We start from the raw sequence: 13,262 nt of genomic DNA, 5'->3' as shown, positions 1-13,262 counted from the left end.
CTTCTGGCGACGCTGGAGCGGGTGAAAGGCGTCAGAAAGCTGGCTTGGTCGTTTCGGCTGTTTCGGACGTGTCCTCGCGCTCCTTTGCGCCCGGCCGCGCGCTCCCGACGAAGCGTTCCAGAAGCGCCGCCGCCACCGCGTACTTTGCACCAAAGTAGGGCAGCACCTGCGCGATGCTGTCCAGTGCGACCGCAGGTCCCAGTGTGCGGGCCGGGCTCAGCCGGGTGCCGCCGGCACTGCCGAAAGCCATGATCGCCAGAGGCGCCGTCATCCTGATGGCGACGGGTGCGAAATTTCCGACAAATCCGGCCAAAAGCGCCCCGGACATGGTCACCCAGAGCCCTTCCGGTGGTGCTGCACCGGGTTAAACACCAAACAGAAGCCAGCGAGATTTAAAGACAGTTTCATTCGAAACCGAGGCGCAGCCGCAGCATGGCCATCAACTGCCCCGGCAAGACATGAAATCAGCTTTAACGTGGGGCGCGCTGCATTCCTGCAACCATCGTGCGAGCGTCGCGTTCTTCGGTACGGGCGAAGCGGCCTGACACATCAATGCACCGGAGGAAGAGATTGCGCGGGTGTGCAACCAGTTCGATGCGGGCGTCCAAACGCGGCGCCTGTTTGACGCGCGGACCGGGCGGCCCCGGGCATCATCGCGCGCGATCATCCGCCGCGCGCGCTGATTTACGGGCGCATGCCGGTTTGCGTGTGCCATCCCCCGAGAGCGCCCGGATGCCCGATCCATGACGGCAATCTTCTGTGTGGAGGATGACGAGGCGACCGCGCTGGAGCTTACCGCAACGCTTGCGCGCGAACGCTACGAAGTTCGGCGCTTTGCAACCGGCGGCGAGCTTATGGTGGCGATCGCCGACTGGACCCCTGACCTTCTGCTTCTCGATCGCCGGCTGCCGGACATGGACGGGCTCGACATCGTTCACATGCTGCGGACGGCCGGCAACGCGGTCCCGATCCTCGTCCTCAGCGCGCTGTCGGAAATCTCCGAGCGGGTGCGGGGTCTGCGGGCGGGCGGCGACGACTACCTCGCCAAGCCGTTCGAGGCCGTCGAGCTTCTTGCCCGGATCGACGCTCTGACCCGCCGCCCCGCCACAATCCGCGAATCGCGCTTCAGCGTCGGTCCGATCGTGGCGGACCTTGATCGCAAGGAGGCCTGGCGCGACGGCCGCGCGCTCGAACTGCTGCCGCGCGAGTTCGACATTCTGGTCTACCTCGCCCGGCGCGAGGGGCAGATCGTGACCCGCTTCATGCTTCTGCGCGACGTGTGGGGTTACCGTTTCGAGCCGCGCTCCAACGTGGTCGACGTTCACATCGGCAAGCTGCGGCGCAAGCTCGACCCGCCGGGCACGGAACCGCTGATCGTGAGCGTGCGGGGTCAGGGCTTCAGGTTGAGCATCGGATGAATGAGGTCCGGTCGCGAACGATCGCGCGGTGGAGCGCGGTGATCGCTGCACTCCTGCTCGTCCAGACTGCGTTCCTCTCCGGCGCCTTCGTGCTCTTCGTTTCCATCGGCCAGGCCCGCGACAACGCGCGCACGCTGGACAAGCTCTGCGCGATGTTCGCGCAGATGCCCATCTCGCGCGCTGTCGAAGAGGCGAGCGAAGTCGGCGAGTGGGATGTTCACCGGCGCTACCTGCTGGCGGTGGATGACGCCAGCGACGGGCTTCTGTCCGGAAACATCGTCGCCATTCCGGACGACCTCGATCCGGCCGGAACCCCGCAGTCAGTCGCGGTGGAGCGAACCGAGCCGTCGCTGTCCGTCGAGAGTGATGTCGTCGCCCGCATGTGTACCATCGACGACGGGGCGCGCATGTTCGTCGGCTTCGACCGGGGGAGCGAGAGCGAGACCCTCGGCATGGTCAAGCAGGCGCTTGCCATCTCGCTGGTGCCGACGGCCATCTTTGCCGTGCTCGGCGGCTGGTTCCTCGGCACAAGGGCGACCGAGCGCGTCGAGCGGGTGCGTGATGTGGCGCGGTCGATTACCAAGGGCGACCTGACGCGCCGCCTGCCGACGAGCCGCACGCCTGACAGCTTCGACCGCCTGTCCCTGCACATCAACGTCATGCTGGACCGGATCGAGACGCTGCTCGAAGAGGTCCGCGGGGTGAGCGACGACATCGCCCATCAGCTGCGCACACCGCTGACGCGCCTGCACGCCTCGCTCCAGAGAATGGTGGAGGAGAGCACCGACAACGTCCCCGTCACAAGGGTCGAGGGCGCACTGACCGAAGCGCGGCGCACGCTCGCCATCGTGGCCTCCATGCTGCGCATCCGCGAGGCAAGCGACGAGAGACGGCGCAGACTGTTCGAGCCCGTCGAACTCGCCGATCTGGTCCTCGACGTGGTGGACCTCTACGAGCCGCTGGCGGCGGAGTCCGGCGTCGCGCTCGCAGCCGACGTGTCCGGTTCTGCAATCATGGTGGGGGACCGCGACCTTCTCATGGAAGCCGTCGCCAACCTTGTCGACAACGCGATCAAGTTCGTTCCGGGCGGGCGGGTCGACGTTGTTCTGACGCAGCCGGAGGGCGCGGCGATGATCTGCGTCATCGACGACGGCGCGGGCATCGCACCGGCGGAGATGGACGAACTCAGCAAGCGGTTCAGCCGGTCATGGACGACGGCTGGCGTGGACGGGCTGGGCCTCGGCCTGTCGCTCGTCGCCCGCATCGCCGAGCTCCACGACCTCGCCCTTCGCAGCCAGCAAAGGCAGCCGGGCAGCCGGGCCCGCGTGTGCCTCATACCGCGCGACGACCCGCCCTGAGCGCATGCCCCACGGAAATCCGGTCCACCGCAAAAGCGAAAAGGCAACCCCGATGACAAACTCGACTTCGGTCGCGACCCATGAGCGCTGGACAAGCCTCAGCATCTGGCTTCACTGGCTCATCGTTCTCCTCCTGCTCGCCCAGTTTGCCGAGGGGGAATTCATGGGGGACCTTTTCGACAAGGGCGCCGCGGGTGTGTCCGAGATGACGGCACTTCTCGGCTATGTCCACATCGGCGTCGGCGCAATCATCTTCCTCGCCGCAGCGGTCCGGCTGTGGGACCGCTTTGCGCACGGCCGGCCGGCGGCGCCGGAGGGTGAGCCGAACTGGGCCAAAACGCTCGCCCGGATCAGCCACGCCCTCCTCTACGCGATCCTGCTCGCCATGCCGGTCGCCGGCTTCGTCGCATGGTTCTTCGGGAGCGAGCTGCTCGCCGAGCTGCACAAATGGGCATGGGACGCGCTGATGGTCATCGCCGGGATCCACGTCCTTGGCGCGCTGGTGAACCAGTTCTGGTTCAAGACGGGCGTTCTGACCCGCATCCTCCCCGGCCACGGGCGATCCACCTGAACCTGAAAGCCTCCAAATGTTTGACTGGATTTCCGCGCTCGTCCACCAGGGCGGCTATTTCGGCATAGCGGCGCTCATGTTTTTGGAGAACGTGTTCCCGCCGATCCCGTCCGAACTGATCATGCCGATGGCAGGCTTCGTGGCAGCTGAGGGCGGGTTCAATCTCTGGCTCGCCATCGCGGCCGGCTCGCTCGGCTCTCTCGCAAGCACGCTGCTCTGGTACGAGATCGGACGGCGCTTCGGAGCCGAGCGGCTCAAGCGGATGACTTTCCGCTGGGGCCGCTTGCTGACCATGACACCCGACGAGGTGGACCGCGCGGTTGACTGGTTTGCGCGACATGGCGGGTTGGCTGTCCTGATCGGCCGGCTCGTGCCGGGGGTGCGCACGCTCATCTCCGTCCCGGCGGGAATGGCGCGGATGCCGCTGTCCCGCTTCCTCGCCTACTCCGCGCTGGGCACGGTGGCGTGGGGCGGCGTTCTCGCGCTCGCAGGGTATCTTCTGCAAAGCCAGTATGATCGTGTCGCCGGGTGGGTAAACCCGGCAGCCAACGTCGTCGTGGTGACCATCGTGCTCATCTACCTCTATCGGCTCGCCACGTTCGACAGGCGCCTGAGGCGCTATTCCCAGCCGTCCGCCGATTGACGATGGCCGCGGGCGTCGCTGCGGGAGAGCCGTGGCGCCCTCCTCGCTCGACACTTACGTCCCGGCGTTATTTCCGCTAGTGCCATCAGCATCACCGGAGTTGGACACGGCGCATGGCCAACAGATACGCAAGTCGATGGCGGGTGTGGGCTTTGGCGGCGGTCGGCATCCTCCTCGGGATCACGCTGCTGGCTTCGGCCCTGCCCCTTATCAGAACCGACACCTCGTGGGTGCGGTACGCCGATTTCCCGCGCCTGCAGTTCGCGGTCGCCCTCGTCATCCTGCTGCCGGCCTTCCTGGTCCTGCGGGGACGTGCGGGGCGGATCGGCTGGGTCCTCTCGGCGCTTGTGTTCGCGGCGCTGGTCTATCACGCCTCGCGGCTGTCCCCCTACATCCCGCTGCGGCCGCACGCTGCCGCTTCCGTCGTGGCGTGCGCCCCGGAGAACGCACTCTCGGTGATGGTTGCGAACGTCAAGGAGCGCAACGAGACGTCGGACGCCTTTCTCAAGCTCGTCGGCGAGGTCGAGCCGGACGTCCTCCTCATCATGGAGACCGATCCGTGGTGGGACCGTCAGCTCACGCCGCTCGCGGACAGCTACCCGCACCGCGAGCAGTTCATCCCCGAGGGGCACGGCGCCTTCGGAATGCATCTTCTGTCCAAGCTCCCGCTCGTCTCGCCGGAGTTCCGCTTCCTGTTCGATGCCTACTCGCCCACGCTCTACACCGGGCTCCAACTGCACAACGGCACGACGGTGCAGTTTGTGGCGCTCCACCCGCATCCGCCGATGGTCGGGGTCAAGTCGACCACCTTGCGGGACGGGCACATCCTGAGCGCCGCGCTCGAGGCACGCGCGAACGCTGCGCCGACCATCCTCGCCGGCGACTTCAACGCCGTGCCGTGGGAAGATGTCACCCGCCGCGCCGACCGCATTGCCGGTCTTCTCGATCCACGGATCGGCCGCGGCAACTATTCGACATTCAAGACCAACAGCATCTGGATGTCGTGGCCGCTGGACCAGATCCTTTATCAGGACGGGTTCGGTCTTGTCGGGTTCGAGGTCCTGCCGGACTTCGGGTCGGACCATTTCCCTGTTCTGGCGCGCCTGTGCCAGGTGCCGCCGTCATCGCTGGAACAGACGCCACCGGCGTTGCGGGCCAACGATCTGGCGGAGGCCGAGGCCGCGATTGAAGCTGCCAAAGCGCTTCAGCCGGAGAGCCGGTCGCAATAGCAGCCCGGAACGCCTCTCAGCGCAGCATTCCGGGCGGCCGCATCATTGCGGCGCTTCACTCATCAGGTTCGAGAACGCCTTGATATTCGTGGAGCCGAACCCCGCGAGCGGAACCGCCCGTTCCGTCGATGGATCGCTGAGCGACCAGCGATGGTCCGTTCCAAGGCGCAAGGTGAACACCGCGCCGTCGCCGTCGATGCGCCGGTGCGCCTTTCGGGATAGCGCCTCGACGGCCGCAATCGCGAAGCTTCCGCCTTCGATCGGGAAGGTCGCAAGCGCCTGGCCGTCGAGCGAATAGGCGACGAGCGGCCCCTGCGGATCGTCGCGCACGAAGCGGATCGCGCGTGACGCCTCGACCGCGGCGTTCGCGGGACGGAAGATGCCGCGGTCCGTCTGCCGGGCCACGATCGTTGCGGTGAAGACGAACGCGATGAGGACGGCGGCGGCGACCAGTGCGCCGCGCGGGACGCGGATCGGCTCGTCGCTCATGGCTTGCCGCCGGGTGCGTCGATCATGGCGCCGCCCTCGCTGCGGATGAGAGCGTCGCAGAGCGTGGCGGACGCCGCCTTTGCATCGGCAAGGCCCCGCAGGACGGGCTGGCAGCGCAGCCCGCGCGTCACCCTTGCATGCGGCCACAACACCAGCGCGCCCGGCCCCTGCCCCGGACGCACCGACAGAGCGATGTCGTCGCCCCTTCTGCGCCGCGCACGGATCGAAACGCCGTCGATCTTGCTCAGCGGAATATTGACGCACTTCGTGAAGGCGACGCCGATCAGAAGGATGACCCTGCGCTCCGTCACGAAGTAGCTGGTGGTTTTCGCCGCCAACAGCGCACCGATGGCAAGCAGGCCGAGACCGAGGATGGACAGCGGAACGAAGATGATCGCCGTTGCCAGTACGGCATTTTGCAAGGGTGCGCCGCTCGCCGTGATGGCGCTCGCCGCAAGCACCGCCATGGCGGCCAGGTAAAGCGCGACCGCACGCACCCGGTAGCAATCCACCGCGAGCGTCCAGAAGTCCGGACGGCCGCGCCACAGGACGGTTTCTCCCGCAGGCAGCGCGCCGGGAAGGCCCGCAAGCGGATCGTCGGCTGCGGGCATCGGCGCCAGCTTGTCGTCGTGTGAAGCCTCGGTGAAGGCGAGGTTAGTGGCGAGCGACACTGGCGCCTCCAAACTGGATGCCGCCGGCGAAGAAGCCGTTGACGCGGTCCTCGTCGCGGAACGTCACCACCTCCCCCGCGCGAACGGGAGGATGGCGCAGCGCTTCCAGCGGAAGCGTCGTCACCCGCGCCGTCCCGCGCGCCCTGTCCAGCGCGCAGAAATAGGTCGGCGCCAGCCACAGGCCGACGACACCGTCGATGCTGTAACTGAAGTAACGCACGTCGTACTCGGCCTGATTGAACCAGATGTCGACGATGCGACCGACCGGCAGCCCTTCCTTGTCAGCCAGCACCCAGCCCCGCGGATCGGCCCCGCCGCGCGGGATGTAGTGATCCGGGTGGCTGTTCAGCGAGAGCAGCTTGGGCTCGCCCTCGTTGGTGAGGTCCGGCAGGTCCGGCTTCTGCGCCTGGAACGCGGCGGCACCGATCCCGGCCGACAACGGACGCGGCGATTCCAGCGGCAGGCCGTAGGCCGGGCGGCCGGTGACGTCGTGCAGCGGCTCCGGCACCTCCTCGCGCGGCACGGTCACCGGGTCGCGCCCGTGCGGCAGATGAAACGTCTTGGGCGCCGGCATCGGCGGGAACCCCTCGGACAACGTGAGACGCGGATGGCGCGCGCCGGACACGCCGATCAGCGGGTAGCCTTCGCGCTTGTCCTCGCGCCGCAGGTAGAAGACCAGCACGAAGAGGAAGATGACGAACGCGACGACGCACAGGAACGCAACGTCGATATCGCCAAGGACGGTGGGCACTTCGGTCATCGTGCGCCTCGCGCGTGAGGGGTTGAGACTGTCGCGCGGCTCTCCCGCGCGGTGGACGGGCGAAAACTCATCGCGCGACCTCCCGTGCTGTCGGCGCGCTCGCCGTGGTCGGCGCCCAGCCACCCTTTGCGAGCGGCACGCGCACGGTCGGAACGTCCGGGATGAAGGCCTCCGTCGGCGCGCCGACGAGCCCCGGATACTGCGCCGCCAGCTTCTGTCCGCCGACCGGCTTCGGCAGGCCCGTGTGGCAGGTCTTGCAGTCGGGCTTGAAGGCATCGCCGAGCGGGCCGAGCCGCTCCTTGGGCAGAAGCTTTGCCAAGGGGTCGAAGACGTTGGTGATCAGTCCGTGGGTGAGGACGCGGCCGGTGTAGCCTTCGGCGTGCTTGGGCGTTCCTTGCGTCCAGTCGAAGAAGGCGCGGCTGTTGTGGCAGTAGGTGCAGTTGACGCCGAGAGCGTCAGACCACTGCATCATCAGGATGTAGGTGTGATCGCCATCCTCGAAGACCATCTTCTCGTCGCCGGCGAGCGGAGTGCGCGCCTGCAGGCCGGCGATCTTCTTGTCGCCCCCAATGTACCATTCGAACGGTGCGTTGGGAAAGAACTTGCGGATGGTCGTCGCCTGATCCTGCCACGGCTGCGGCGGGCCGAGCCAGTCCGGACCGGGGTCGTGCTCGGGCTGATTGGTCCAGCTGTTGGCGGGGACCGTCTCGCCGCGGTGGCAGGTGTAGCAGGTGACGCCAGACGGTGCGACGTGGGTGCCGCCGGCGTTCACGCCGCGCACCATCTTCAGCATGGCGCGGGCGACGTCCTTGGTGTAGGGGCCCTCCGCCGCATAGTCGTCGCCGGCGTGGCAGTGGCTGCACCCCTCGTCCGGCGAAACCCAGGCGGTGATGGCCTGCATGGTGCGGTCGAACTCCGCCTTGTCGAGATCGCCAAGTACCTGGACGTTCTGGTACGCCTCGCCAGCGGTCGTCCCGGATGCCGCGACCGCAGGAAGCACGGGGCTCGGCTTGTTGACGGGGTTCGAGCGGGTCCGCGCCGAGGTGAACGTGTCCATGGCGAGGGCGCGGTTGCCCCATTCGGTCGACTGGACCGTCCACGGCGCGTCATAGGTGGGCAGCCCGACGATCACCCCGACAATGGCGACCGACAGCGCCACCGCGCCACCGAGGATCCAGCCGCGGTGCCGCCCGCCATCAGCGGAGCGCCGATCCTCCGCCCCGGCGGCGCGCACCTGCAACGGGTCGCGCTCGGTCAGGCGGCGTTCCTCTTCGGCAAGCCCCGGCGGAAGCGGCCGCCGCTCGCGCACCCAGCTCTCGCCCTCTTGCGCCACCTCGGCGTGGACGAGCCGGTCGTTCGAATCGACCGAGGGTTCATCCGGCGTTCCGAACTCGCCGCCCGCCGGACGGCGCACCTCCCGCTTTTCTTCCTCAAGGTGCAGCGCCGGACGGACGGTCCGGGCCCAGCTCCCGCGGTCATCCTGCAGCGCGGCCTGCGGGTCCTCGGCCACGCGCCGCTTCGCGTCCGCCAGCGCGCGGCGCCTCCGCTCTTCTTCCCGGACGCGCAGGACGTATGCCGCGCCGCGCAGGACATGGCCGATATTATCGCGTTTCATTGCCCGAACTCCCGCATCGCTTCAGGTGAGAGGGAGACGCCCTTCAGCGCTTCCGGCATCAGCTCGGCAGGAACGGGTATCGCGTCGTAGACCGGGGCATACTCTGGCGCGAGACCCCACTTCACGCCCCACAGATACCAGTTGTCGACCACGGTGCCGGTGAGAAGCACGCCGATGGCGCCTGCAAACGTCGTCAGCGTGGCGAACCAGAAGGCCCAGCGGTGGATCGATTCGAAGGTTGCGTTGAAGCCCATCGTCCAGCGCCAGAACAGCGCGCCGCGCTCGGCGGCGGTGCCGCGGTAGACGATCTCCTCCGCCTCGCGCTCCCCGCCAAAACGCGCAGTCGCGAGGATGGTACCGCCGTGCATCGCAAACAGGAGCACCGACCCGTAGAGGAACATGATCGCGAAACAGTGGAACGGGTTATAATACCAGTTGCCGTAAAGAACGGAGACCGTCGCCGTCCAGTTGAGGTGCGGGATGATGCCGAATGGTGGCGCTTCGGACCAGTCGCCGAGCAGCAGTGGCCGGAAGAAGCCGAGCGAGAGGTAAAGGAAGATCGCCGAGGCGAACGCCCACGACACGTGGGTGCCCATGCCGAGCGCACGCGCCCGCCAGTAGATGCGACACCACCACAGGAGGATCGCCGCCGTGAGGAAGAACCCGGCCATCATCCACCAGCCGCCTTCCTGCAGCGGCGCGAACGGGTTGCGGCCGAACTCCGGCCCCGGCGGCTCCAGCCGGTGCCACCCCATGCCGGTGATGAACCGGTAGATGCTCCAGTCCACGCTGGCCCAGAAGTTGAAGCCGATGATGCAGATGGCGATCGTGCCGCAGATGATCGAGGCCCAGCCCACATAGCCGAGGTAGAACGGACCGACCTGCGGGTCCCCGATCTTGCCGATCAACCGTACCAGGCGCTCGCCACCGAAGCGGGAAACGTCTCGACCGGGCAGTGACACAGGCACCTGCGGCGGGCCGAAAACCTGCATGCGCGTCCAGACGCTCTGGAATTGGGACATAGCTTTCAGATCCGTTTGAGAAGTAGCTCTGGCGGCGGGTTCAGTTGATCAGCGACAGGAACCAGTCGTACCAGTACGGCCATCCGTCGACCCAGAACGGGCCGCTCAGGATGATGCAGATCGCGCTCCAGACGCCGGCGTTGATTGCCAGAAACCAGCCAAGCCGATGGATGCCGAGCGGCCCGATCGAGTAGAAGATCACGTCGCGGAAATACTGGTTCTCGTGCTCGCCGAACTTCACCGTCTGGCGGTCGCCGGGGTTGACGACCGACAGGATCACGCCGCCGTGCATCGCCAGCATGAGCGTGGTGGTGAAGAAGAACGTCACCGCGAGCATGTGCGCCGGATTGTAGTGGAAGTGGAGATACTGGTAGCCAACGTTCGACACCCAGTCGAGGTGGGCAAAGATGCCGTACGGAAAGCCGTGCCCCCAGGCGCCGAGCATGACCGGCCGGATGACGACGAGCGTGGCGTAGGCGAAGATCGCCGCGCTGAAGGCGATGGGGACGTGGTAGCCCATGCCCAGCTTGCGGGCGATCTCCACCTGACGCAGCGCCCACGAAATGAACGCACCGAGGGCGCAGATGGTGATGAGCTGCCAGAGCCCGCCGTCCCGCAAGGGGGCGAAGCCGAGCCCGTACTTCAGCGGTGGCGGGGCGATGGTAATCTGCCAGATGTTCCAGGTCGGCCCGATCGCCGCGCCGTAGACGATCAGCAACGTGCCGACGGTGGCGAAAATCAGCGCCGTGACGCCGAAGAAGCCGACGTAGAACGGCCCGACCCAGAAATCGAACAGCGACCCGCCGACAAGGTTGCCCCCGCGGGCACGGTATTTGGCTTCAAATGTAAGAAGCGCCATCGTTTGCCTCCGACTCTGCTGCTCGAGTCATGCCAAACGAAGGCAAGCGACGTCAACTTACATTTACATAAATGTAAATTTAGATTTACACATTCGATTTCTCAATTTCCTTGGGTGCGGCGCGGTGCCACATGTGCTACCATTTGTGCGCAGCTCTGAACGCGATGAGCGAAGGACAGCGATGCGCGGGACCGGCTGCTGGCACCGCGAGTGCCTTCGGATGGCGGCCCCTTCCTTCGTAAATCGTCGCTGCTTCGCCCTCGGGTGCGCCTTTCACCTCAGGGGAACTCTCCACTTTTCTGAAGCACATCCAAAAGATGCCGGGAGACTCCCCTGCCCGCCGGCGCGGCCGGCAACACATGAGACGCCCATAGACGTCGGGCCATGACGGTTTTCGTGTCGCGTCAATATCCGCCGGATGCCGCGCGCGATCGTGTTCAACAGCGCCGCAGCCAAGATTACCGGGCGGCTCGCTCCAGCATCCAAGCCAGCCGGGATCCGTTCGATTGACGCTGGACGCCGATCGGTTGCTCGCATGAATGGAAGCCGCGCGCCGGAGGACGCTTCCCTCCGGCCAGTTGAGGCTCAGGTCGGAGGAGAATCTACCGGACGCGGGCGGCCGTCGCCATCGAGCGCAACGAAGGTGAACGTCGCCTCGGTGACGAGCTCGGTGTCCTCCGCATGGCGTTCGCGCCGCCACGCCTCGACATGGATCCGCATTGAACTGCGGCCGACCTTCTCGATCTCGGCATAAAGCGACACCTCATCGCCGATCCTGACCGGGCGATGGAGCTTCATTCCGTCGACAGCGATGGTCGAACTGCGGCCGCGAGACCGGCGGGCCGCCACGGTCCCCGCCGCGAGGTCCATCTGGCTCATCAACCAGCCGCCGAAAATGTCTCCGGCGGGATTGGTGTCGGCCGGCATGGCAATGACCCGGATAGTTGGCGGCCCTTTCGGGCGAAGATCCTCAGATGACATGATGGCAATCCGATGCTGGTAAGCGCGTGTCCATGGTCCGGCCGCGGTTGGGGCGGCCATCGTCGATTTCGGCCGCCGCTCCGAGCGGGCTGACGTTCGTCAGTCGGTGAGCGCGCCTTCTTCCTCTGCCTGTTTCATCTTCTTCTTGACGCGCCTGCCAAGGACAATCGGCAGCACGAAGCCGACGATGGCGATGGTCCACAGAATGATCGCGAGCCAGCTGCCGAAGAGCGCCGACCACTCCCCGTTCGAGATCGTCATCGCGCGCCGAAGGTTCACCTCCATCTCGTTGCCGAGAAGGATGCCGAGAATGATCGGCACGAGCGGTACATCGAGCTTGCGCAAAACCCAGCCGAGCACCCCGAAGAAAACCATCATCTTCAGCTCGAACGTGGAACCGGTGATCGAGTAGATCCCGATGAACGCGATCATGGCAACGATTGGCATCAGGATGTGCGAGGGCACCAAGAGGACCCGCGTGAAGATGCCGACCATCGGGATGTTGAGCGCAAGAAGCATGAAGTTCGCAATGAACAGCGCCGCGATCAGGCCCCAGACGACGTCGGGGTTGTTCTGGAACAGGAGCGGCCCCGGCTGAATGTTGAGCGTGAGCAGCACGGCGAGCAGCACCGCCGTCGTCCCGGACCCCGGCACGCCAAGCGCAAGCATCGGCACCAGCGCTCCGCCGGAGGCCGCGTTGTTGCCGGCCTCCGGTGCCGCGACACCGCGCGGATCGCCCTTGCCGAAGGTTTCGGACCGCGGGTCGGAGACCTGCTTTTCGACCGAATAGGCAAGGAAGGAACCGAGCGAGGCGCCGGCCCCGGGCAGAACGCCTGCGAGGAAACCCACCACTGTCGAGCGGATCATCGCGGGCGTGCAGTAGCGCAGGAGTTTCCAGGAGGGCGTGAGACGCCCGATCTGCATCTTCGGCTCTTCTTTTTTCTCTCCGCGGCTGCTGCGATGTTCGAGGAAGATGAAGACTTCGGACAGGGCGAAGAGGCCAACGATGGCAATCAAAAAGTCGATGCCGTCGTAAAGGTGCACCTCGCCGAAGGTGAAGCGCTGCACGCCGGTCTGCGTGTCCACCCCGATCATCGCGATCCCGATGCCGAGCGCGGCGGCGAAGGCGGACTTGGCCTGGTTGGCCGCGGCAATGCCGCCGAGCGTTGCAAAGGCCAGCGTGAAGAGAACGAAATACTCAGCCGGCCCGAACAGCAGCGCGATCTTCACCAGCTGCGGCGCGAGGAAGACGAGACCCCAGGTCGCGAAGAACGCCCCCACGAAGGAGGCAATCCCCGAAAGCGCCAGCGCCTCACCCGCTCGGCCGGCCTTGGCCATGGGATAACCGTCGAGGCATGTCATCATGGCCGGCTCGTCGCCGGGGATGTTGAGAAGGATCGACGAGATCCGCCCGCCATACATTGCCCCGTAGTAGACCGACGTCAGTAGGATCAGCGCGGGGACGGCGCCGAGGCCGAAGGTGAAGGCCAGCGGAATCAGGATGGCGACGCCGTTGGCGGGGCCGAGGCCGGGGAGCGCCCCCATCATGGTGCCGAGGAAACAGCCCAGAAACGCGAGCAGAAGATTCTGCCACGTCAGCGCGATGGAGAAGCCGTCGTAGAGTGAAACGAATGTATCCATGAAAT

14 protein-coding genes are annotated in these 13,262 nt (G+C 66.2%); 5 read left to right on the top strand and 9 right to left on the bottom strand.

The window, feature by feature from the left end; all coding sequences use genetic code 11:
* Positions 1-31 precede the first annotated feature (31 nt).
* The gene (locus RDV64_RS17870) at positions 32-334 is read right to left on the bottom strand and encodes a hypothetical protein (RefSeq protein WP_309196315.1); all 303 of its coding nucleotides are present in this window, start codon (positions 332-334) and stop codon (positions 32-34) included.
* 409 nt (positions 335-743) lie between these two features.
* On the opposite strand from RDV64_RS17870, the gene RDV64_RS17865 reads away from it, so the two are divergent.
* From RDV64_RS17865 to RDV64_RS17845, 5 genes are all read left to right on the top strand, one after another.
* Positions 744-1,418 carry a response regulator transcription factor gene (locus RDV64_RS17865; protein WP_309196314.1) on the top strand — a complete coding sequence of 225 codons (675 nt, stop codon included), beginning with the start codon at positions 744-746 and terminating at the stop codon, positions 1,416-1,418.
* Positions 1,415-2,776: a HAMP domain-containing sensor histidine kinase gene (locus tag RDV64_RS17860; protein ID WP_309196313.1), complete on the top strand. Its 1,362-nt coding sequence runs from the start codon at positions 1,415-1,417 to the stop codon at positions 2,774-2,776. The genes RDV64_RS17865 and RDV64_RS17860 overlap by 4 nt, the downstream gene beginning before the upstream one ends.
* 52 nt (positions 2,777-2,828) lie before the next feature.
* Positions 2,829-3,347, top strand: a complete 519-nt coding sequence (locus tag RDV64_RS17855) for a cytochrome b/b6 domain-containing protein (protein WP_309196312.1) — start codon at positions 2,829-2,831, stop codon at positions 3,345-3,347.
* A gap of 16 nt (positions 3,348-3,363) precedes the next feature.
* Positions 3,364-3,990, top strand: a complete 627-nt coding sequence (locus RDV64_RS17850; RefSeq protein ID WP_309196311.1) for a DedA family protein — start codon at positions 3,364-3,366, stop codon at positions 3,988-3,990.
* A 113-nt stretch (positions 3,991-4,103) separates the two neighbouring features.
* Positions 4,104-5,219, top strand: coding sequence for an endonuclease/exonuclease/phosphatase family protein (locus RDV64_RS17845; RefSeq protein WP_309196310.1), 1,116 nt, complete (start codon positions 4,104-4,106; stop codon positions 5,217-5,219).
* A gap of 42 nt (positions 5,220-5,261) precedes the next feature.
* Here RDV64_RS17845 and puhC read toward each other — a convergent pair whose 3' ends face one another.
* The 8 genes from puhC to RDV64_RS17805 form a co-directional block, all read right to left on the bottom strand.
* Positions 5,262-5,708, bottom strand: coding sequence for a photosynthetic complex assembly protein PuhC (gene puhC / locus RDV64_RS17840; protein WP_309196309.1), 447 nt, complete (start codon positions 5,706-5,708; stop codon positions 5,262-5,264).
* Positions 5,705-6,379: a photosynthetic complex putative assembly protein PuhB gene (puhB, locus tag RDV64_RS17835; RefSeq protein ID WP_309196308.1), complete on the bottom strand. Its 675-nt coding sequence runs from the start codon at positions 6,377-6,379 to the stop codon at positions 5,705-5,707. Before puhB ends, puhC begins: the two co-directional genes overlap by 4 nt.
* Positions 6,363-7,139 (bottom strand): hypothetical protein, encoded by a 777-nt coding sequence (locus tag RDV64_RS17830; RefSeq protein ID WP_309196307.1) that lies wholly within the window; start codon positions 7,137-7,139, stop codon positions 6,363-6,365. The genes puhB and RDV64_RS17830 overlap by 17 nt, the downstream gene beginning before the upstream one ends.
* A 67-nt stretch (positions 7,140-7,206) precedes the next feature.
* Entirely contained in the window at positions 7,207-8,754 is a 1,548-nt protein-coding gene (pufC, locus tag RDV64_RS17825) for a photosynthetic reaction center cytochrome PufC (protein ID WP_309196306.1), read from the bottom strand.
* Complete coding sequence (gene pufM, locus RDV64_RS17820) at positions 8,751-9,776, bottom strand: photosynthetic reaction center subunit M (RefSeq protein ID WP_309196305.1); 1,026 nt, start codon at positions 9,774-9,776, stop codon at positions 8,751-8,753. The genes pufC and pufM overlap by 4 nt, the downstream gene beginning before the upstream one ends.
* A gap of 40 nt (positions 9,777-9,816) precedes the next feature.
* Entirely contained in the window at positions 9,817-10,635 is an 819-nt protein-coding gene (gene pufL / locus RDV64_RS17815; protein WP_309196304.1) for a photosynthetic reaction center subunit L, read from the bottom strand.
* 585 nt (positions 10,636-11,220) lie between these two features.
* The gene (locus tag RDV64_RS17810; RefSeq protein WP_309196303.1) at positions 11,221-11,616 is read right to left on the bottom strand and encodes an acyl-CoA thioesterase; all 396 of its coding nucleotides are present in this window, start codon (positions 11,614-11,616) and stop codon (positions 11,221-11,223) included.
* A gap of 99 nt (positions 11,617-11,715) precedes the next feature.
* The gene (locus RDV64_RS17805) at positions 11,716-13,257 is read right to left on the bottom strand and encodes a tripartite tricarboxylate transporter permease (protein WP_309196302.1); all 1,542 of its coding nucleotides are present in this window, start codon (positions 13,255-13,257) and stop codon (positions 11,716-11,718) included.
* Positions 13,258-13,262: the final 5 nt, after the last annotated feature.

Source organism: Acuticoccus sp. MNP-M23 (genome assembly GCF_031195445.1).
Taxonomy (GTDB): domain Bacteria; phylum Pseudomonadota; class Alphaproteobacteria; order Rhizobiales; family Amorphaceae; genus Acuticoccus.
The sequence above is the reverse complement of the archived record's forward strand: the minus strand, read 5'-3'. Positions and strand labels throughout refer to the sequence as shown.